Here is a 20,552-nt window from a genome sequence, read left to right on the forward strand (position 1 = left end):
CACCAGGTCGACGGAAAGGGCCCCGGCACTCAAGAGTGCCGGGGCCCTTTGCGTCGGTTGCCCGAGTACGGTCCTTGGTGGGGCTCAGTTGCCGCCGAAGAGGCCGCCACCGCCGTTGTTGTTGCCGCCGTTGTTGTTGCCCAGGTTGATCGTCGTGAGGACGACTGTCGTGTTGTCCGGGCTGTCGACGGGGCTGTTGCCGTTCGGGGTCTGTCCGATCACCCTCGCGTTGTCGCTCTGATCGCTGCCCTGGGCGAACTGGATGTTGTTGAAGCCGGCCTGCTGCAGGATCTGCCTCGCCTCGGCCACCGTCTTGCCGCCGACGCCCGGCACCGTCGACTGCTGCTTGGCCTTGCCGATCTGGATCTGCACCTGGGAGCCGGGGTCCGCCTGGGCGCCGATCGACGGGGTTGTCTGGATGACCTTGTTGACCAGGTTCTGGTCGTCGGTCTCCGTGTCGACGCACACGCCGGCGAGGTTGTTGGCGGCCATCTGAGCCTTGGCCTCGTCGCAGCCCTTGCCGGATACGTCCGGGACGACGGACCGCTTCTTCTCCTTGGCGATGGTCAGGGTGATGGTCGACCCCTTCTCCACCTCTTTGCCGAGCGGCGGGTCCTGGTCCAGGACGAGGTTCGGGGTCTCCGTGGAGTCCTCGGACTTCGTTTTGACGGTGAACCCGTACTTGGGGTCCCCGAGGATCTGCTTTGCCTCGTCCAGGGTCTTGCCCGTGACGTTCGGCACCGCCACCTTCGGCGCTCCGGTCGACACGACCACACTGATCGTGTCGCCCTTCTTCACCGTCGAGCCGACCGCCGGGTCCTGCGAGCAGATGTTGCCCTTGGGTTCCTTGTCACAGGGCTTGCGCGTCGGGGAGAGCTTCAGTTCGCGGTTGTCCGCCATTTTCTGGGCGTCCGGCAGCGTCTGGCTCACGAAGTTGGGCACATCGAACGAGTCGTTGCCCGTTCCCTTGCCCGAGAACGCGTACTTCCCGATCAGGATCGCGCCGATCAGCACCAGAACGCCCGCGACGACCAGGAGGATCGTCGAGGTGTTGTTGTTGCCGCTCTTCTTCTGACGGCGGCGGTCCGGGCGGTCGTCGTAGCCGTAGCCGCCGTCGTCCGGGTTCATCGGCGGCAGCATCGACGTGGCCTGGGCGTCCGAGGAGCGCAGGGCCGTCGTCGGCTGGTCGTCGCCGTAGCCGTAGCCGACCGAGCCCATGGCGGCGCTGGCGGCGACGGGCTGGCCGTCGAGGCAGGCCTCGATGTCGGCGCGCATCTCGTCGGCGGACTGGTACCGGTAGTCCGGGTCCTTGACGAGGGCCCTCAGCACGATCGAGTCCATCTCGGGCGTGATCTCGGGGTCGAAGACCGACGGGGGCTGGGGCTCCTCGCGGACGTGCTGGTACGCGACGGCCACCGGGGAGTCGCCCACGAAGGGCGGGCGCACCGTGAGCAGCTCGTACAGCAGGCAGCCGGTGGAGTAGAGGTCCGAGCGGGCGTCGACCTGCTCGCCCTTGGCCTGCTCCGGCGAGAGGTACTGGGCCGTGCCGATGACCGCGGCCGTCTGCGTCATCGTCATACCGGCGTCGCCCATGGCGCGGGCGATGCCGAAGTCCATGACCTTGACCTGGCCGTTGCGCGTCAGCATGACGTTGGCGGGCTTGATGTCGCGGTGGACGATGCCGGCGCGGTGCGAGTACTCCAGGGCCTGGAGGATGCCGATGGTCATCTCCATGGACCGCTCGGGGAGCAGTCTGCGGCCCGAGTGCAGCAACTCGCGCAGCGTGGACCCGTCGACGTACTCCATCACGATGTACGGGATGGAGGTGTTGTCGATGTAGTCCTCACCCGTGTCGTATACGGCGACGATCGCGGGATGGTTGAGCGAGGCGGCCGACTGGGCCTCCCGGCGGAACCGGGCCTGGAACGACGGGTCACGTGCGAGGTCGGCCCGCAGCGTCTTCACCGCCACGGTACGGCCGAGCCGGGTGTCATGCGCGAGGTAGACCTCCGCCATGCCACCACGGCCGAGCACGTGGCCCAGCTCGTACCGGCCGCCGAGGCGACGCGGCTCTTCCATAGCTACCTACCAGCCCTCTCCGTCGGTCCCGACCGCACCTTTGTGTGGTCCGGCGGTGTGCTGTCCGGGCATACGGTACCCGGATCGCCTTGTGTGACCTGGCCTAGAGCGTCACCCGTGACAGGACCGGTATCGCAACGTGCACCGATGTGATGGGGACGTGATCGGGGTCACTTCTTGCTGTCGATGACTGCCTTCATCACGTCCCTCGCGATGGGGGCGGCCAGACCGCCACCGGTGATGTCGCCGCGGTTGGCGCTGCCGTCCTCGACGACCACGGCCACGGCGACCGGGGAGCTGCCGTCGGGGAGCTTGGCGTAGGAGATGAACCACGCGTACGGCTTCTCGCTGTTGGCGACACCGTGCTGGGCGGTACCGGTCTTGCCGCCGATGGTGACGCCGGAGATCTGCGCCTTGGTGCCCGTGCCCTCCTTGACGACCGTCTCCATCATGGACTGAAGGATCTGGGCGTTGGACTCCGAGAGCGGCTGGCTCAGCTTCTCCGGCTCGGTCTGCGAGATGACGTCCAGGCTGGGCGCCTGCAGCTTGTCCACCATGTAGGGCTTCATGAGTGTGCCGTTGTTGGCGACGGCGGAGGCCACCATGGCCATCTGGAGCGGGGTCGCGGCGGTCTCGAACTGGCCGATGGAGCTGAGCGCGGTCTGCGCCGGGTCCATCGACTTGGGGAAGACGGAGGCGTTGGAGCGCACCGGGGTGAGCTGTTCGGAGCCGAAGCCGAACTTCTCGGCCTCCGCCAGCATCTTGTCCTTGCCGAGGTCGGTGCCGATCTTGCCGAAGACGGTGTTGCACGAGAAGCGGAGCGCGATTCGCATGGTCGCGTCCTTGCAGGGGATGTTCCCCTCGTTCTTCAGCTCGGTCCGGGTGCCCTTCAGGATGTACGGCAGCGGGGTGTCGGTGTGCTGGTCCGCTGTCGTGTACAGGCCGTTCTCCAGGGCCGCCGCCGCGGTGACCACCTTGAAGGTGGAGCCGGGCGGGTAGGTCTCGCGCAGCGCCCGGTTGAGCATCGGGTCGTCGGGGTTGTTCTTCTTCTGGAGCTTGTTCCAGGCCTTCGCGTCGGTGTTGGTGTTCCCGGCGAAGGCGGAGGGGTCGTACGACGGGGTCGAGGCCAGCGCCAGGATCGCGCCGGTCTGCGGGTTGATCGCGGCGACGGCGCCCTTGCCCCGGCTCAGCAGGCCCTTGTAGGCGGCTTTCTGCGCGGCGGCGTTGAGGGTGGTGACGACGTTGCCGCCCTGCTTCGGCTTGCCCGTGATCATGTCGAGGGTGTTGCGGAAGAAGAGCCGGTCGTCGTTGCCGGTGAGGACGCCGTCGTCCAGTTTCTCCAGCTGGGAGGCGTCGAAGGCCTGCGAGGCGTACCCGGTGACCGGGGCCCACATGGCGCCGTCCTTGTAGGTGCGCTTCCAGACGAAGTCGTTGATGCCGTTCTTCTTCGTCTTGGTGGCCCCGGTGATCGGGTTGCCGTCGACGACGATGTCGCCGCGCGGGGAGGCGTACCGCTCGATGGCGACGCGGCGGTTGTGCGAGTCGGTCCGCAGGCCGTCCGCCTGGACGTACTGGACGTAGTTGTCGCGCAGCAGCAGGGCGAGGATGAGGAGCCCGCAGAAGATCGCGATCCGGCGCAGGGGCTTGTTCACGGGCGGACCACCTGGGTCATCTCGGCGTCGGGGCTGGGGGCGGGTGCGGGTGCCGGGCGCCGGGCGGTGTCGCTGATGCGGATCAGGATGGCGATCAGGGCCCAGTTGGCGATGACGGAGGAACCGCCGGAGGCGAGGAACGGCATGGTCATACCGGTCAGCGGGATCAGGCCCATGACGCCGCCGGCGACGACGAAGACCTGGAGTCCGAAGGCGCCGGACAGCCCGACGGCGAGCAGTTTGCCGAACGGGTCGCGGGCGGCGAGGGCGGTGCGGATGCCGCGCTCCACGATCAGGCCGTAGATCAACAGGATCGCCATGATGCCGGCCAGACCCAGCTCCTCGCCGAAGGTGGCGAGGATGAAGTCGGAGTTGGCGGCGAAGCGGATGAGCTCGGAGTGGCCCTGGCCGAGGCCGGTGCCGAGGGTGCCGCCGGAGCCGAACGCCCACAGCGCCTGCATGGCCTGCTCCGAGTGGACGGTGCCGTCATGGACCCCGGCCTGGCTGAGCAGGTACTCGTGCATCGGGTCGAGCCAGGCCTGCACACGCGTCTTGACGTGCGGTTCGAAGCTGGCCACGCCGACGGCGCCCGCCGCGGACATCAGCAGACCGAAGACGATCCAGCTGGTCCGCTCCGTGGCGACGTACAGCATGATGATGAACATTCCGAAGAACAGCAGCGACGTACCGAGGTCGGTCTCGAACACCAGGATGAGGATCGAGATGAACCAGACCACGAGGATCGGGCCGAGGTCGCGGCCGCGCGGCAGGTACAGGCCCATGAAGCGACGGCTGGCCAGGGCCAGCGCGTCGCGCTTGACCATCAGGTAGCCGGCGAAGAAGACCGCTAGCACGATCTTCGCGAACTCACCGGGCTGGATGGAGAATCCGGCGACCGAGATCCAGATCTTGGCGCCGTAGGTGAGGTCGGCGCCGAGGCCCGGTACCAGCGGGAGCAGCAGCAGGACCAGGGCGCCGACCATGGAGATGTAGGTGTAGCGCTGCAGGACGCGGTGGTCCTTCAGGAAGAACAGCACGACGATGAACAGGGCGATGGCCAGCGCGGTGTACATCAGCTGGCGCGGTGCCGCGTTGCCCGCCTGCTTGATCGACTGGAGCAGCTTGGACTGGTCGAGCCGCCAGATGATCACCAGGCCGAGCCCGTTGAGGAGCGTGGCCAGCGGCAGCAGCAGCGGGTCCGCGTAGGGGGCGAACTTGCGCACCGCGAGGTGGGCGACGCCGGCCAGCAGGCCGAGGCCCAGGCCGTAACTCAGCAGGCCGGTCGGCACCTTGTCGTCGATGGCGAGGCCCACGTTGGCGTAGGCGAACACCGGGATGACAACGGCGAACACCAGCAACGCCAGTTCGGTGTTGCGTCGGCTGGGTGCGCCGATCGATCCGATCGTGGACGTGTGGTGCGTCGGCGTGTTCGTACTACTGCTCATCGTGTGACAGGGCCCCTCACGGCTTCTTACTGCTTACCGCACAGCGAGACCAGCTTCTGCTCCTCGTCGGAGAGGCTGGGGCCTGGTGTGGGAGTGGGTGCGGTCGTGGACTGGGAGGACGAAGGTGTCGGGCTCGACGGGGTCGGGCTCGGGGTGGACGTGGCCTTGGACGTCAGGGAGGTCTTTGTGGTTCCCGTGGTCCCACCGGCCTTGCCCGTGGGGGTTTTCGTGTTGTTCTGGCTCTCGGCGGCGCGGCGCTGGGCGTCCTTGCGGCAGGCGGAGGCCTGCACGGCGAGCTCGTCGATCTTCGACTTCGCGTTGGTGAGGCCGCCTTCGGCGATGGTCGCCTTGACCTGCTTCTGCTGATACGGCGGCAGGTACTTGAGTTCGATCTCGGGGTGGTCTTTCTCCACCTTCGAGAGCGAGACCCAGGCCAGGTCCTGGCTGATGCCGCGGTACAGGGCGATGTGGTCGTCCTGGGTGCCGACGTAGTACTGCGTCTGCGTCCAGCGGTAGCCGCCGTACAGGCCGCCGCCGATGACGGCGAGGCTCAGGACGATGTAGAAGGATCGCTTCAGCCACTTGCGTCCGGTGCGTGGCTTGACGAAGTCCTCGTCCGAGTAGTCGCCGAAGCTGCCCGTGGACACGTAACCGGTGGTGTCGCCGCTGCCGGGCGGGCCGAACTCGCCGCCGCCCTGGCCGGGAACGGGCCGGCCGAGGCTGGAGGCGCGGCCTGCGGGGGTCTGCATGGCTCCGTTGTCGTGCAGCTGGAGCTGGTTCTCGGCGACCGCGCCGACGACGACGGGGGTGTCGGAGAGCTGCGCGGCGAGGGTGTCCCCGGAGTCGATGTCGAGGACGTCGGCCACGATGACGGTGATGTTGTCCGGGCCGCCTCCGCGCAGCGCGAGCTGGATGAGTTCCTGAACGGTCTCCTGCGGGCCCTGGTAGCTGGCGAGGGTGTCTTCCATCGTCTGATGGGAGACCACGCCGCTGAGGCCGTCGGAGCAGATCAGGTAGCGGTCGCCAGCTCGGACCTCGCGGATGGAGAGGTCGGGCTCGACGTGGTCGCCACTGCCCAGCGCGCGCATCAGCAGGGAGCGCTGCGGGTGGGTGGTGGCTTCCTCCTCGGTGATACGTCCCTCGTCGACGAGGCGCTGCACCCAGGTGTGGTCCTGTGTGATCTGCGTCAGAACGCCGTCCCGCAGCAGGTAGGCGCGGGAGTCGCCGACGTGGACGAGGCCGAGGCGCTGGCCGGTCCACAGCAGAGCGGTGAGCGTGGTGCCCATGCCCTCCAGCTGCGGGTCCTCCTCGACCATCAGCCGGAGCTGGTCGTTGGCGCGCTGCACGGCGGTGCCGAGGGAGGTGAGGATGTCGGATCCGGGTACGTCGTCGTCGAGCGCGACGATGGTGGAGATCACCTCGGAGCTGGCGACCTCACCGGCGGCCTGGCCGCCCATTCCGTCGGCGATCGCGAGCAGGCGAGGACCGGCGTAGCCCGAGTCCTCGTTGCCCTCGCGGATCATGCCTTTGTGCGATCCGGCGGCGAAGCGCAGTGACAGACTCATGCGCACCTCGCCCGTCGGCTCCGGGTACATCCGCACGGTGCCCACCCTCCGGTCGGGAGCGCGCCGGGGTCCGTCGTGTGGACCGCCGCTGCGTGCTCGCTCCGCTCGCTCATTGTCGTACTACTTCCGCAGCTCGATGACGGTCTTGCCGATGCGGATCGGCGCGCCCAGCGGAATGGGCGTCGGAGTCGTCAGCCGGTTCCGGTCGAGATACGTGCCGTTGGTGGAGCCGAGGTCCTCGACGATCCACTGGCCGTCCCGGTCCGGGTAGATCCTGGCATGCCGGCTCGACGCGTAGTCGTCGTCCAGCACGATGGTGCTGTCATGTGCGCGGCCCAGGGAGATGGTCTGCCCCTGGAGCGCGACGGTCGTGCCCGTGAGGGTGCCCTCCGACACGACCAGTTTGGACGGTGCGCCGCGGCGCTGGCGGCCGCCGCTGGGCGGCTGCTGCTGGCGCTGCTGTGGAGGCGCGGCAGGCCGCGCGGCCTGCTGAGGCCTTGCGGCCTCCCTGCGGGAGCCGCGCTGTGTGACGCGCGTTCCGAACAGGTCGCTGCGGATGACCTGCACGGCCACGATCACGAACAGCCACAGTACGGCCAGGAAACCCAGCCGCATGACCGTGAGGGTCAGCTCTGACATTGCCCCCGCTTCACCCTTCGGCTTGCCGGTAAATGATGGTGGTGCTGCCCACGACGATCCGCGAGCCGTCGCGGAGCGTAGCGCGGGTTGTGTGCTGCCCGTCCACCACGATGCCGTTGGTGGACCCTAGATCCTGGATCGTCGAGGGCGTTCCGGTCCGGATCTCACAGTGCCGGCGCGATACGCCGGGGTCGTCGATCCGCACGTCGGCTTCGGTGCTGCGGCCCAGCACCAGCGTCGGGCGGGAGATCTGATGGCGTGCGCCATTGATCTCGACCCAGTGCCGCATTCGGCCGCCCGCCGCCGGGCCGGCCGGGGGGCGGGCACCGATGGGTGCCGCGCCCGGACGGCCGCCGGGCGGCGGTGCGGACGGCATGGGGGGAGTGGCCGCCGGCGGGTAGCCGTAGCCACCCTGGGCTCCGCGGGGAGCCGCCGGGGCGGGGCCCGCGGGGGCGCGCTCGGGAGCCTGCTGATTGGCGGAGGAGGCGAGCGTACGGCTGCGTACCCGGTACAGACCGGTGTCGAGGTCGTCCGCTTTCTCCAGGTGGACCTTGATGGGGCCCATGAACGTGTAACGCTGCTGCTTGGCGTAGTCGCGGACCATACCCGCGAGCTCGTCGCCGAGCTGGCCGGAGTAGGGGCTGAGCCGGTCGAAGTCCGGTGTGCTCAGCTCGACGATGAAGTCGTTGGGGACGACGGTCCGGTCGCGGTTCCAGATCGTGGCGTTGTTGTCGCACTCGCGCTGGAGCGCTCCGGCGATCTCCACGGGCTGGACCTCGGACTTGAACACCTTGGCGAAGGTGCCGTTGACCAGCCCTTCGAGACGTTGCTCGAACTTCTTCAGGACTCCCATGGGGCACCTCCTCCTTCGTTGCCGTCCTGGTACAGCTTGCTGTCGTCTTCCTGATCCTGCTGGCCTTGCTGGTACTGCTTACTGATCGTATCCACGCGTCGGGAAATCGGCTGGTTCCCCCTGTCGGCCCGGTCGACAGGTTGTCGACGCCTTCCGAAGTCCCCTCCCGGAGTTCCCTGAGAGGCCCCTCTTCGAACTCTTCCCGGCACTGCTCCTGCCATGGATCGTAGAGGCGCCCCACGACCAGTGTCCCGCACCTGACTGTGCGGCCCGTCCGACTCCTGGGGAGATGGGCTGGACCGGTACGAGGTTGATACGTGAACCGGTTCTGTCTGAAACGTGTGACGCACGCCGGGGTGCGGGTGAGGGAGACGGCCGGCGGGGGACCCGGAGCCGCCCGGGTCGGCGGCCGGGCGGGGCAAGGGCACCGGGCCTGCGGATGTCGTGCGCGGGGGAGGGGAATGCCGGGTGTGAGGGGCGGGGAAAAGGGATGTGATCCCACCTCTGACAGCGTGCTAATCTTCTGGATGTCGGCAGGCGCTCGCACCACTCGGTGGGAGACGGACGACACACTCAATGCGCGAGTGGCGGAATGGCAGACGCGCTGGATTCAGGTTCCAGTGCCCGCAAGGGCGTGGGGGTTCAACTCCCCCCTCGCGCACCAGCTGAAAGCCCCTCAGGTCTTCGACCTGAGGGGCTTTCGCGTTGTCCGGGACGCTTGCGGTGCCGTTCCCGAGTTCTCGCGCGAGGTCCCGCTACGGGGTCGGCGCGCGACACGGACGGCTCCGAGGTGCCGTGAAGTGTGACGATGCTCTCACGTGCCGGTGGTGGGGACTGTCCGGGCGGCGGCTGGTGAATCGGTGTTCGCGGACCCGGTTGGGCGGTCTCGGTGGAGCGGGCTCTGCGATTCGGAGTCGATGAAGGGCCCCGCAGGGTGAGGTGGCGAGCCCTGCGGGGCTCCGTGCCGCCGCGCGGTCTCCGGTGGGTGGATCGGCGGCGGTCGTCGGGTGCCGTGGTTACGCGGCGAGGCGCTCCGCGACCTTCTTGGCCTGAGCGGCCGCGTCGTCGAGAGCCTTGCTCAGGGACGCCTCGAAGAGCGGGACCAGCTCGGCCATCGCCGGGTTGTGCGGGGCCATGGTGAGCTCCGGGACGATGAAGTCCACGTCGAGGGCGAGCCCGTCGCGCAGCACGGCCTCCAGGTAGTTCTGCACGTACTCGAAGCCCTCGCGCGGAGTGCCCGGCGCGTACGAGCCGCCGCGGCTGGCGACGACGGTGACCGGGGTGCCCTTGGCCTTCGAGTCCTCGGTCATGGCGGTGCGTCCGATGAGGACCACGTTGTCCAGCCATGCCTTGAGGGTCGACGGGATGGAGAAGTTGTACATGGGGGCGCCGATCAGGATCGCGTCCGCGTTCTCCAGCTCCTCGATGAGCTTCAGGCGTGCGGCGAAGGCCTCGGCCTGCTCCGCGGTGTGCGTGTCCGGGGCGGCGAAACCGGCGGTGTGGGCGTCGGCCGTGATGTGCGGCACGGGGTCCGCGGCGAGGTCACGGTAGACGACCGTGCCGTCGGGGTGCTGCTCCTCCCAGGCTGTGCGGAAGGCGTCCGTCACGGCACGCGAGGTGGAGGCGCCGCCGGGGAAGACGGAGGAGTCGATGTGGAGAAGAGTGGCCATGGAGGTCTCCAGACAAACGGGATGCATAGGGAGAGGTCGGTTCCGGACCGGATCCGGGATCGGACCCGGGCCTTGGCTCGGGACCGGGCTTGGGGCCGGGCTCGGGACCGAGGTCGGGGGTCCGGGAGGTCCGGGAGGTCTGGGGCGGGGCTGTCGAACGGGTCGAGTCACCGCAGAGGGCTTCCCTTTCGTTCCTAACTAGAGATAACACAGGTACTTACTTTTTTTCATCCACTTGTGGAGACGCAGTACCCTGGGCTCATGGCAGCACCGGGAAGCCACGACGCGGGGCCGTGTCAGAAGGTCGACGACGTCATGACACGTGTCTTCACGCTGCTCGGAAAGCGCTGGACGGGTCTGGTCGTCGCGGTTCTGATGCAGCACCCCGTCCACTTCGCCGATCTGCGCAGAGCGATCCCCGGGATCAGCGAGCGGATGCTTTCGGACCGGCTCACCGAACTCGGGGCGGCCGGTCTGGTCGTGCGCGAGGTCAACGAGGGTCCCCCGCTGCGGGTTTCGTACCGTCTGACGGAGGCGGGCGCGGCCCTGGAACCGGCTCTCAAGGAACTGGGATCCTGGGCGGAGAGGTATCTGCCGGAGAACGGGCCCTGTCCGGGGCGGATGGGGCAGCAGCCCGGGGTGTGACCAACTCGCTCGGGTCGTGCAGGTGTTGCCGCGCCGAGGCCCGGGGAGTGACCCGACTCTCCCTCGAGCCGCCCACGGGTCCCTTGAACCGTGCACGGGGTTGCCGCATCAGCGTCGCCGGTCGGGCCGTGTGCGCGGGGGTGTTCGCGGCTTCCCGCCCGTGTGCCGGTGGAGTTGTCCACAGGGTCTGACGCGTTTTCCCGACCGGCTGTACGGTCAGCACGAGTTGATGTTCGTGTGCGGGGGAGGCGGTCGTGATGGCCGAGGTCGGTACAGCGGGTACGGAGCGGCAGACGGCGCCGGCGGCGCAGGGCGGGCTGGTCGAGCAGGCCGGTCCGGAGCGGCGGGACGGCGGTGACCGGCGGCCCGGGTCCGGTCCGGAGTCCGAGGGACGGCCTTCGTCCGGGGACGGGTCCGCGGCCGGAGTGTTCGGGGCCCGGGGGTTCGCTGTTCCCGGGTTCGCCGCCTGGCCGGTGAAGGGCTCGCCCAAGGAGGAGGGGAAGGCCCTGCGCGGGCGTGTGCCGCGGGCGGCACACGCCGAGCTTCTGGTCGACGCCGACCGGCCGGACGCCGTGACCGCGGTCGAGGAGTCCAACCGGGGCCGGCTCTGCGAGCTCACCCCCATACGGGTCGGCAGAATGGCCGCCACCCCCTTCGCCTTCCTGCGCGGTTCCGCGGGCCTCATGGCCTACGACCTGGCGCGCACCCCGATGACCGGCATCAATGCCCAGATCTGCGGTGACGCGCACGCGGCGAACTTCGGCCTGTACGGGGACGCGCGCGGCGGCCTGGTCATCGATCTGAACGACTTCGACGAGACGGTGTACGGCCCCTGGGAGTGGGACCTCAAGCGGCTCGCCACCTCACTCGTGCTCGCGGGCCGGGAGGCAGGAGCGGACGAGGGCACCTGCCGGGCCGCCGCGCGCGACACCGTGGGCGCGTACCGCCGCACCATGCGTCTGCTGGCCAAGCTGCCGGTGCTGGACGCGTGGAACGCCATCGCCGACGAGGAACTCGTCTCGCACACCGACTCCCATGACCTGCTCGGCACTCTGGAGCGGGTCTCCGAGAAGGCGCGGGCCAACACGAGCGGCAGGTTCGCCGCCAAGTCGACCGAGGCCGTGGAGGGCGGTGGCCGCCGGTTCGTGGACGCGGCGCCCGTGCTGCGCCGCGTTCCGGACGAGGAGGTGGTCGCGGTCGCGGCGTCCCTGGACCACTATCTGACGACGCTCTCCGAAGACCGACTCCCCCTGCTCGCCCGCTACGCGGTGCACGACGTCGCCTTCCGGGTGGTCGGCACCGGCAGCGTCGGCACCCGCTCGTACGTCGTGCTGCTCCTCGACCATCGCGGCGAAGCCCTCGTCCTCCAGGTAAAGGAGGCCCGCGCCTCGGTGTTGCTCCCGCACCTCGCGACCGCCGGTCACCCGATGCCCGAGGTGGCCCACGAGGGTCGCCGTGTCGTCCTCGGCCAGAAGCGCATGCAGGTCGTCAGCGACATCCTTCTCGGCTGGACCTCGGTCGACGGTCTCCCCTACCAGGTACGCCAGTTCCGCAACCGCAAGGGCAGCGTCGACCCCGCCGCCCTGGCCGCCGACCACATCGACGACTACGGCCGTATGACCGGTGCCCTGCTGGCCCGTGCCCACAGTCACAGTGCCGACCCGCGCCTCATAGCCGGGTACTGCGGCAAGAACGAGGAGCTGGACGAGGCCATCGCCTCCTTCGCCGTCGCCTATGCGGACCGCACGGAGGCGGACCACGCGGCCCTGGTGGCGGCGGTCCGAAGCGGTCGGATCGCGTCTGAAGCGGGGGTGTGACCGGGGGAGTGTCCGGGCCGCGCCTTCGGACGGGCCCGCGCGTTCAGACAGGTCGCGCGTTCAGACGGGCCGCGCGTTCAGACGGGGCTGTCCACCGGTGCCGGAACCCGGTCCCGGTGCCGGAACCCGGTCCCGGGGCCCGGTGCCGTGCCGTGTCGATGTCGATGTTGGTGTCGGTGTCGGTGTCGGTTGAGGTGGCGGCGCCGGTTCCGGGGGTCGGGATGATCGGGGTGGTTGGGGTCATTGGGGTCGTTGTGGCCGGTCAGGTGGCTGTAGAGGCGGGGAAGGCAGTGAGCCGCGGGGGAGTGTGGCCTACGCTGGTCGGGTGACGACCCCGGAAGCCGATCAGAGCCAGTCCGAGCCCACCTTTGAGGGGGGCCGGGAACAGACCGGTGCCCCGGAGGGCAAGACGTCCCAAGCCTCCCCCGGCGACAACGGCGGAATCACGGGCGCGGAGGGCGCGGACGCCCCCTCCGGCGCCCAGGATGCCTCCGGGAGCGAGGCCCACCCCGAGGCGCGCGGTGAGGCCGACGGCGAGGGCCCGAGCGGAGCCCGGCCCGAGTCCGAGGCTGCGGAGCAGGGCCAGGGGCAGCCCGAGGCCCAGCCCGAGGGGCAGTCCGAGGGGCGGAGCGAGAGCCGGGCCGATGAGGGGCGGAGCCCGGTTGAGGGTGAGGACGCCCGGCCTGAGGCGCGACTCGAGCGGGCCGTGCGAGCGGCCGAGCAGGCGCTGATCGAGTTCGAGATCGCCGTGGAGACCTTCCGCGTCGAGGTCGACAACTTCTCCCGGCTGCATCACCAGAAGCTCGGTCCGATGTACTCCCGTCTCGATGAACTGGAGGCCGATATCGCCGAGGCGCGTGCCGCGCGCACCGGCGACCCGGAGGACATATTCAAGGCGCACGAGGCACGGGCGCGGGTCATGCCCATGCCCGGTGTCGAGGAGCTGTTCCACGGCTGGATGGATTCGGACGGTCTGTTCCCCGAGGCCGTGGCGATGCTCACGGACCAGCCCGTGCGGCCCCCGCAGCGGGTGCGTCCCAGCGAGGAGGCCCGCAAGCTCTTCCGCGAGCTGGTCCGCAAGGCCCACCCCGACCTGGCGCAGGACGAGGACGAGCGCAAGCGGCGTGACGAGTTCATCGCCCGCGTGAACACCGCGTACGCCAGGGGCGACGAGGCGTTGCTGCGGGAGCTGGCCCAGGAGTGGGCCGCCGGACCCGCGCCCGAGGAGTGGAAGCCGAGCCGCAGCGAGGAGCTCTACGCCCGCCTCGAATGGCTCTCCCAGCGCAAGGAGATGCTCACCTTCGCCGCCCGCGAGCTGGAGGAGAGCGCCATCGGCGCCATGCTCAAGATGGCCCCGGAAGACCCGGACCGTCTTCTGGAGGAGATCGCCGAGCAGCTGCTGACGCAGGTCGGCGAGCGCGAGAACGAGCTGGCGGAGCTGATCGCCCAGGCTCCCTGAGCTTGGCCGTCGGCGTGGTCGGGGTCGGGGTCGGGTAGCGTCGGAGGCATGAGTTTCGGAGCTGGTGTGCCCACGGTCGGGGTCGACAATCTCAAGGTCGACGACTTCCTGCTGGACGTCCGGGAGGACGACGAGTGGGAGGCAGGTCACGCCCAGGGGGCGCTGCACATCCCCATGAGCGACTTCGTCGCCCGGTACGGCGAGCTGACCGAGGCGGCCCCGCAGGACGGCCGGGTCAACGTGATCTGCCGATCCGGTGGCCGTTCGGCCCAGGTCACGATGTACCTGGTCCAGCAGGGGATCGACGCCGCGAACGTCGACGGCGGCATGCAGACCTGGGAGGCCGCGGGCCGCCCGGTCGTGAACGACAAGGGCGAACCGGGCTTCGTCCTGTAGCCGCCGGACGCTCCTGTCTCAGGGGGGCGGGCCCCTCACCCCAAGGGGTGCGCCGCAAGCAGATCGCCCAGGGCCTCTTCGTGTGCCGCCGCCGGGCCGAGTGACAGTTCCAGGTGCTTGGCCCAGGCGTGGTACCGGTGCAGCGCGTACTCGGTGTCGGCGCCGAACCCTCCGTGCAGATGCTGGGCGGTCTGCACGACGCGGCGTACCCCCTCGGACGCCCAGATCTTGGCGACGGCGACGTCACCGCAGGCCGGGAGAGCGCCCCCGGCTCCCGTGCCGATCCGCCATGCCGCCTGCCAGAGCGTCGCCTCCATGGCGCGCAGGTCGATGTAGCGGTCGGCGGCCTGCACGGCGACCGCCTGGAACGTGGCGACCGGGAACCCGAACTGCTCCCGCTTGCTCGTGTACGCGCTCGTCATCCGGAGTACTTCCTCCCCGAGCCCGAGTGCCAGCGCGCAGGTGCCGGTGGCCAGCAGGTCGCGCAGCCACTCCCACGCACCCTCCGCGTCGACGACATGCCGGGAGGAGATCCGGGCCGACTCCAGCCGCAGTTCACCGAGCCGCTCACCGGTCGTGGAGATCTGCTCGGCGAGTACGGCCCCTTCGTGTTGGCGGGGAACCAGGGCGAGGACGGTCCGGTCGGCGTCCGTGTGTGCGGGCACTACGACGAAGTCGGCGTTGAAGGCCCAGGGCACTGCCGTCTGCACACCGTCCAGCACCCACCCCGTACCGTCCTGCCGCGCGGTCACGGCGAGTTCGGCCGGGTCGTGACCCGTCCTGCCGTTGGCGGCGACGGTCAGCACGAGTTCGCCCCGGCCGGCCCGAGCCGGCAGCTCCGTCCTCAACTCCTGGTGGCCGTAGCGCTGTAGGGCCGCCGTAGCCGCGCTGTTCTCCAGCAACGGCACCCGCGCCAGCACCTTCGCCGACTCCCGCAGTACGAGACACAGCGCGACCGCGTCGAGGCCCGCCCCGCCGGACTCCTCGTCGAGCAGCAGGCTCAGCAGGTCCGCGTCCGCGAGTCTCGCCCACAGGGCCCGGTCGAAGTCCTCGGCGACGGCGCCCGCGGTGAGCGCGGGACTGGGCACCGCGTCCGGGGAGACCCCGGCGAACACCGCCTTGGCCGCCTCGACCGCCGCCTGCTGCTCCTCGCTGAAGGTGAAGTCCACGATCCCGTCCTCCCGCACACGCGCCGGACCAACGATCAGGCAGGGCACCCGATCTGACGGTGCGTCAAGATAGAACAGGTTCTATGAGAAGGGAACGGCCGGCGATCGGTCACCCTCCTGGCGGGCCCAGGGTCTTGTGATCCCGCCCGGAGTCCTGTGATCCCACGGTCCGCGGGGTCAGCGGTCGAAGTCCAGCTCCACCTGTTCCGTGGCCGGATGGGACTGGCAGGCCAGTACGTACCCGGCCTCCGTCTCCTCCGGCTCCAGCGCGAAGTTGCGGTCCATCCGCACCTCGCCGGAGACGAGGAACGCCCGGCAGGTGCCGCACACGCCGCCCTTGCAGGCGTAGGGCGCGTCCGGACGGTTGCGCAACACGGCGTCCAGCAGCGACTCACCGTCCTGCACGGGCCAGGTGCCCCCGCGTCCGTCGAGCCGTGCGGTCACCGTGCTGTGCGCGGGAGCCGGCAGGGCGGAAGCGGTCGTGCTACCGGCGTCCACGTGGAAGATCTCCTCGTGGACGCGCGTCCGGGACACCCCGAGCGCGCGCAGCGCGCGCTCGGCCCCCTGTACGAGTCCCATCGGCCCGCACAGGAACCATCCCGCCACCCGGTCCACGGGCAGCAGCGCGGGGAGCAGTCCGGTCAGCCGCTCCTGGTCGAGCCGCCCGGACGGGAGCCCGGCCTGCTGCTCCTCCCGGGAGAGGACCGTCACCAGCTGGAACCGCTGCGGATAGCGGTCCTTGAGGTCGGCGACCTCCTCCAGGAACATCGTCGAGGCCGACGTACGGTCGCTGCGTATCAGGCAGAACCGGGCGTCCGGCTCGCGCGCCAGCAGCGTCGAGACGATCGAGAGCACCGGGGTGATCCCGCTGCCGCCCACCACCGCCGCGTACAGGCCGGCCGAGGGCTCCAGGGTGAAGCGGCCCGCCGGGACCATCACCTCCACCTCGTCGCCGAGGGCGATCTCCTTGAGCGCGTACGTCGAGAACGCGCCGCCGTCGACCAGGCGCACGCCGACCCGCAGGGTGCGCGGCCCTTCGCCGTCGGGCGCGGGCGCCGTCGAGCAGATGGAGTACGTGCGGCGTATCTCCGTGCCGTCGACCGTGCGGCGCAGTGCCAGATGCTGGCCGGCGGCGTGCCGGTAGTCCTCGCGCAGTTCCGCGGGCACCGCGAAGGTCAGGGCCACGGAGTCGTCGGTGATCCGGTCGACCGCGGCCACCGTGAGCGGGTGGAAGCGGGCCATCACAACTCCTTGAAGTGGTCGAACGGTTCGCGGCAGGACAGGCAGCGGCGCAGCGCCTTGCACGCGGTGGACGAGAAGCGGCTGAGCAACTCGGTGTCGGCCGATCCGCAGGCCGGGCAGCGGACGGGCTCCGGTTCGGGTTCCGCGGTGACCGTCCGGGTCGTCCCCAGGCCGACGGTCACCGGGCCCGTGGGACGCCCGCCGCGTGGCGGCGCTATCCCGAACTCCCGCAGTTTGCGGCGGCCTTCGTCCGAGATGTCGTCCGTCGACCAGGCGGGACTGAGCACCGTACGTACGGACACATCGCGTATGCCGTGCTCGTGCAGGACCCGCTCGATGTCCATGGACATGGCCTCGACGGCCGGACAGCCCGTGTAGGTCGGGGTCAGCTCGACCTCGACGGAGTCCGCGCCGCGGACATGCACGGCGCGCAGCACGCCGAGGTCGTCCAGGGTGAGAACGGGCAGCTCGGGGTCGAGCACGGAGCCGGCCAGTCTGCGCAGCTCCTCCTCGAGGGCGGTCGTCGTCACCATGACGCCCCCGGGTGGCTGCGGTGCAGGTGCTGCATCTCGGCCAGCATCCGTCCGAAGGACTCGGTGTGCAGCCCCTGGCGTCCGGCGCCCGCCGCCCATGCCCCGGACCGCGGTCCCTCGGGTACCGGCAGGGTGGCGCGGCGCAGGGTGGCTCCCACGGACTCCAGCCAGGCCGCCTGCATCCCTTCCCAGTCGATGTCGACGCCCTCGACCGGCTGGAACATCTCGCCGGTGAAGCGCCACAGTGCCTCGCACGCCCGGCTCATCCGTTCATGGCTGGCGTCCGTGCCGTCGCCCAGGCGCAGCGTCCACTGCTCGGCGTGGTCCTGGTGGTAGGCGACCTCTTTGACGGCCTTCGCGGCGAGGGGAGCGAACTCGCTCTCCCCGGAAGCCAGTTGAGTGTAGAGAAGCCGCTGGTAGGTGGAGAAGTAGAGCTGGCGCGCGATCGTGTGCGCGAAGTCGCCGTTCGGCTGCTCGACGAGCTGGAGGTTGCGGAAGGCGCGCTCCTCGCGGAGATACGCCAGTTCGTCCTCGTCGCCGGCCAGTGACAGCAGCACGCGGGCCTGGCCGAGCAGGTCCAGCGCGATGTTGGCCAGGGCGACTTCCTCTTCGAGGACGGGCGCGTGGCCCGCCCACTCCCCCAGGCGGTGCGAGAGCACCAGGGCGTCGTCGCCGAGGGCCAGGGCCGCCGCGGTGTTCACGGTGAGAGTCACAGGTGCTTCACCCCTTCCGGGATCTCGTAGAACGTCGGGTGGCGGTACGGCTTGTCCGCCGACGGATCGAAGAACGAGTCCTTCTCGTCGGGCGAGGAGGCCGTGACGGCTGCGGACGGGACGACCCAGATCGAGACGCCCTCACCGCGGCGCGTGTACAGATCGCGGGCGTTGCGCAGGGCCAGCTCGGCGTCCGGCGCGTGCAGGCTGCCGGCGTGGGTGTGCGAGAGTCCGCGGCGCGAGCGCACGAAGACCTCCCACAGCGGCCAGTCGGTGTTCGTCATGCTCGGGTCGCTCCTGTCTCACCGGTCGTGCTCGCGGAGCCGCCGGTTCCGCTCGTGTGCTTGTCCGCGTAGGCGGCGGCCGCCTCCCGTACCCACGCGCCCTCTTCGTGGGCGCGCCGACGCTGGGTGATCCGCTGTTCGTTGCACGGGCCGTTGCCCTTGAGGACCTCCCAGAACTCCGTCCAGTCGATCGTGCCGAAGTCGTGGTGCCCCCGCTCCTCGTTCCACACCAGGTCGGGGTCGGGCAGGGTCAGGCCGAGGGACTCGGCCTGGGGCACGGCTATGTCGACGAAGCGCTGGCGCAGCTCGTCGTTCGAATGGCGTTTGATCTTCCACGCCATCGACTGGGCGGAGTGCGAGGACTCGTCGTCGGGCGGGCCGAACATCATGAGGGAGGGCCACCACCAGCGGTCGACCGCGTCCTGCGCCATCGCGTGCTGCTCGGGGGTGCCCTGGCTCAGGGCCAGCAGCAGCTCGTACCCCTGGCGCTGGTGGAAGGACTCCTCCTTGCACACGCGGACCATCGCGCGCGCGTAGGGACCGTACGAGCAGCGGCACAGGGGGACCTGGTTGGTGATCGCGGCGCCGTCCACGAGCCAGCCGATGGCGCCGACGTCCGCCCAGGTCAGCGTCGGGTAGTTGAAGATCGACGAGTACTTCTGGCGGCCGGAGTGCAGCTTGTCCAGCAGTTCGTCGCGGCCGACGCCGAGGGTCTCGGCCGCGCTGTACAGATACAGGCCGTGTCCGGCCTCGTCCTGGACCTTCGCCATCAGGATCGCCTTGCGGCGCAGCGAGGGCGCGCGCGTGATCCAGTTGGCCTCGGGCTGCATGCCGATGATCTCGGAGTGGGCGTGCTGCGCGATCTGGCGGACCAGGGTGGAACGGTAGGCGTCGGGCATCCAGTCACGGGGCTCGATGCGTTCGTCGGCCGCCACCGCGGCGTCGAAGACGGCCTCGTATGCCGCTGTGCGCGCCGCTTCGTCGGCGGCTTCGTCCGCCTGCGTGCGGGCCGTGCGGTGCGCTGATGCTGTCGCCATGCGGTCCCCCTCGACCTCTCACTCCCGACCGACCGATCGTTCGGTCCGCTCGCATCAATGGTCGGTCGAGCGCCGTATGGTGTCAACCGCTGTGGACAACCTCGTGCGCGCCGGGGGTGGCCGTTGTGCCGCATGGGGCTGTGCCGGACGGTCGGGTCTGAGTACGGTTCGCTTGCGAACGTCGTGGTGAGGTGCGGCGTGGCGGTACGGTGCCCGCAGTCCGGCGGCCGACAGTCGGATTCGGGATCGTGAATCGGGGCGGGATGGACGCGAACGACGAGGGCTCTGGGCCGGAGCCGGTTCCGGGCGCGCCCGAGGGGGCCGCGCCGGGCGGTGTCGCCTCCGGTGGCGCCGCGCCCGACGGGACCACCGGCGGTACGTCCCCCGACGGCTCCGCCGCCTATGATCCGGCGACCGGGGATCCGGCGACCGGGACGCTTGTTCCCCCGGCGTCGCAGCGGACCGGGCGTGAGACGGCCGTTCCCGCTGAGCCGGAGCCGGAGAAGCCGGACCCCGTCGGGACCGAGCCCGAGACGCTCTCTCCTGTCGGCTTGGGGACCGAGCCCCCGGCGGTCGTTCCCGCGGAGCTCGAGGGGTCCGAGCCCGAGTGGAGCGAGCCCCTGCCGGCCGCTCCCGTGGAGATCGGGGAGACGGAGTCCGGGGCGGTGCCGTGGACGGGGGCCGAGGCCTCCGTCGGCCTGGCGGCTCTGTCCCTCCCCTACCAGATCGCCGCCGCTCTCGCCCTGGCCGTCGTGGCCGTTGTCTCGCTCGTGCACCTCGGCATGGTGTTCCTGCACGTCGCGCCCTCGAACACGGTGACCAAGCAGCACGGCCAGGCGATCGACGAATGGATCTACCCCGAGTTCGAGCAGAACTGGAAGCTCTTCGCCCCGAACCCGTTGCAGCAGGACATCGCGGTCCAGGTCCGCGCCCTGGTCCGCACCGCGGACGGCACCAGCCGTGAGACCGGCTGGTACGACCTGTCCGCGCTCGACGGAGCCGCCATCGACGGGAATCCGCTGCCGAGCCACACCGAGCAGAACGAACTGCGCCGTGCCTGGGACTTCTACGCCGTTACGCACGACGGCGAGAACCGCCCCGCGGGCCCGCGCGGCGACCTCTCTGAGCGCTATCTGCGACGCATCGGCGTGTTGCGTCTGGACCGCGAGCACGCGGGCGGCGAGGGCGGCGTCATCGAACGCGTCCAGTTCCGCTCCCTCACCACCGACGTGCCGCCTCCCGCGTGGAGCGACGAGAAGGTGTCCGGCCGCCCCGTCGTCCGTGAGCTGCCCTGGTGGGCCGTTCCCGAGAGCGACCGCGCGGACGGGCTGACGGAGGCGAGCGCCAGATGAAC

At 70.0% G+C, this 20,552-nt stretch carries 18 protein-coding genes and 1 tRNA gene; 6 read left to right on the top strand and 13 right to left on the bottom strand.

The annotated features are described in order from the left end of the window. Positions 1-84 precede the first annotated feature (84 nt). The 6 genes from pknB to ACFYW8_RS13005 form a co-directional block, all read right to left on the bottom strand. Positions 85-2,079, bottom strand: a complete 1,995-nt coding sequence (gene pknB / locus ACFYW8_RS12980) for a Stk1 family PASTA domain-containing Ser/Thr kinase (RefSeq protein WP_389071973.1) — start codon at positions 2,077-2,079, stop codon at positions 85-87. Between the two features lie 170 nt (positions 2,080-2,249). Beyond that, positions 2,250-3,731: a peptidoglycan D,D-transpeptidase FtsI family protein gene (locus tag ACFYW8_RS12985; RefSeq protein ID WP_389071977.1), complete on the bottom strand. Its 1,482-nt coding sequence runs from the start codon at positions 3,729-3,731 to the stop codon at positions 2,250-2,252. Next, a complete protein-coding gene (locus tag ACFYW8_RS12990) occupies positions 3,728-5,176 on the bottom strand; it encodes an FtsW/RodA/SpoVE family cell cycle protein (protein ID WP_389071980.1) in 1,449 nt (482 codons plus the stop codon). The genes ACFYW8_RS12985 and ACFYW8_RS12990 overlap by 4 nt, the downstream gene beginning before the upstream one ends. 26 nt (positions 5,177-5,202) lie before the next feature. Next, positions 5,203-6,741 (bottom strand): Stp1/IreP family PP2C-type Ser/Thr phosphatase, encoded by a 1,539-nt coding sequence (locus ACFYW8_RS12995; protein ID WP_389071984.1) that lies wholly within the window; start codon positions 6,739-6,741, stop codon positions 5,203-5,205. Positions 6,742-6,861: 120 nt separating this feature from the next. Then, positions 6,862-7,380 carry an FHA domain-containing protein gene (locus ACFYW8_RS13000; RefSeq protein WP_365869315.1) on the bottom strand — a complete coding sequence of 173 codons (519 nt, stop codon included), beginning with the start codon at positions 7,378-7,380 and terminating at the stop codon, positions 6,862-6,864. Positions 7,381-7,390: 10 nt separating this feature from the next. Then, a complete protein-coding gene (locus tag ACFYW8_RS13005; protein ID WP_365869314.1) occupies positions 7,391-8,233 on the bottom strand; it encodes a DUF3662 and FHA domain-containing protein in 843 nt (280 codons plus the stop codon). 578 nt (positions 8,234-8,811) lie between these two features. On the opposite strand from ACFYW8_RS13005, the gene ACFYW8_RS13010 reads away from it, so the two are divergent. Then, a tRNA-Leu gene (locus ACFYW8_RS13010) sits at positions 8,812-8,897 on the top strand. A 352-nt stretch (positions 8,898-9,249) separates the two neighbouring features. Here the strand turns inward: ACFYW8_RS13010 and ACFYW8_RS13015 are convergent. After that, on the bottom strand, positions 9,250-9,903 hold the full coding sequence (locus tag ACFYW8_RS13015) for an FMN-dependent NADH-azoreductase (RefSeq protein WP_389071989.1): 654 nt from the start codon (positions 9,901-9,903) through the stop codon (positions 9,250-9,252). Positions 9,904-10,164: 261 nt separating this feature from the next. On the opposite strand from ACFYW8_RS13015, the gene ACFYW8_RS13020 reads away from it, so the two are divergent. The 4 genes from ACFYW8_RS13020 (at position 10,165) to ACFYW8_RS13035 (ending at position 14,220) form a co-directional block, all read left to right on the top strand. Next, positions 10,165-10,548 (top strand): winged helix-turn-helix transcriptional regulator, encoded by a 384-nt coding sequence (locus tag ACFYW8_RS13020; RefSeq protein WP_389071993.1) that lies wholly within the window; start codon positions 10,165-10,167, stop codon positions 10,546-10,548. Positions 10,549-10,805: 257 nt separating this feature from the next. Then, positions 10,806-12,365: a DUF2252 domain-containing protein gene (locus tag ACFYW8_RS13025; protein WP_389071997.1), complete on the top strand. Its 1,560-nt coding sequence runs from the start codon at positions 10,806-10,808 to the stop codon at positions 12,363-12,365. A gap of 442 nt (positions 12,366-12,807) precedes the next feature. Further along, positions 12,808-13,824 carry a hypothetical protein gene (locus ACFYW8_RS13030; protein WP_389072543.1) on the top strand — a complete coding sequence of 339 codons (1,017 nt, stop codon included), beginning with the start codon at positions 12,808-12,810 and terminating at the stop codon, positions 13,822-13,824. 48 nt (positions 13,825-13,872) lie between these two features. Continuing rightward, a complete protein-coding gene (locus ACFYW8_RS13035) occupies positions 13,873-14,220 on the top strand; it encodes a rhodanese-like domain-containing protein (RefSeq protein WP_365869309.1) in 348 nt (115 codons plus the stop codon). Between the two features lie 35 nt (positions 14,221-14,255). On the opposite strand, the gene ACFYW8_RS13040 is transcribed toward ACFYW8_RS13035, so the two are convergent. The 6 genes from ACFYW8_RS13040 to paaA form a co-directional block, all read right to left on the bottom strand. Continuing rightward, the gene (locus tag ACFYW8_RS13040; protein WP_389072002.1) at positions 14,256-15,389 is read right to left on the bottom strand and encodes an acyl-CoA dehydrogenase family protein; all 1,134 of its coding nucleotides are present in this window, start codon (positions 15,387-15,389) and stop codon (positions 14,256-14,258) included. Between the two features lie 177 nt (positions 15,390-15,566). Then, on the bottom strand, positions 15,567-16,631 hold the full coding sequence (paaE, locus tag ACFYW8_RS13045; RefSeq protein WP_389072007.1) for a 1,2-phenylacetyl-CoA epoxidase subunit PaaE: 1,065 nt from the start codon (positions 16,629-16,631) through the stop codon (positions 15,567-15,569). Beyond that, entirely contained in the window at positions 16,631-17,164 is a 534-nt protein-coding gene (paaD, locus tag ACFYW8_RS13050; RefSeq protein ID WP_389072010.1) for a 1,2-phenylacetyl-CoA epoxidase subunit PaaD, read from the bottom strand. The genes paaE and paaD overlap by 1 nt, the downstream gene beginning before the upstream one ends. Next, positions 17,158-17,877: a 1,2-phenylacetyl-CoA epoxidase subunit PaaC gene (paaC, locus tag ACFYW8_RS13055; protein WP_365869305.1), complete on the bottom strand. Its 720-nt coding sequence runs from the start codon at positions 17,875-17,877 to the stop codon at positions 17,158-17,160. Before paaC ends, paaD begins: the two co-directional genes overlap by 7 nt. Next, entirely contained in the window at positions 17,874-18,161 is a 288-nt protein-coding gene (gene paaB / locus ACFYW8_RS13060; protein ID WP_365869304.1) for a 1,2-phenylacetyl-CoA epoxidase subunit PaaB, read from the bottom strand. Before paaB ends, paaC begins: the two co-directional genes overlap by 4 nt. Beyond that, positions 18,158-19,198 (bottom strand): 1,2-phenylacetyl-CoA epoxidase subunit PaaA, encoded by a 1,041-nt coding sequence (gene paaA, locus ACFYW8_RS13065; RefSeq protein WP_365869303.1) that lies wholly within the window; start codon positions 19,196-19,198, stop codon positions 18,158-18,160. Before paaA ends, paaB begins: the two co-directional genes overlap by 4 nt. A gap of 263 nt (positions 19,199-19,461) precedes the next feature. Between paaA and ACFYW8_RS13070 the strand changes: the two genes are divergently transcribed. Continuing rightward, positions 19,462-20,550 carry a DUF5819 family protein gene (locus tag ACFYW8_RS13070; RefSeq protein WP_389072020.1) on the top strand — a complete coding sequence of 363 codons (1,089 nt, stop codon included), beginning with the start codon at positions 19,462-19,464 and terminating at the stop codon, positions 20,548-20,550. Positions 20,551-20,552: the final 2 nt, after the last annotated feature.

This window comes from Streptomyces sp. NPDC002742, assembly GCF_042888885.1.
GTDB lineage: Bacteria > Actinomycetota > Actinomycetes > Streptomycetales > Streptomycetaceae > Streptomyces.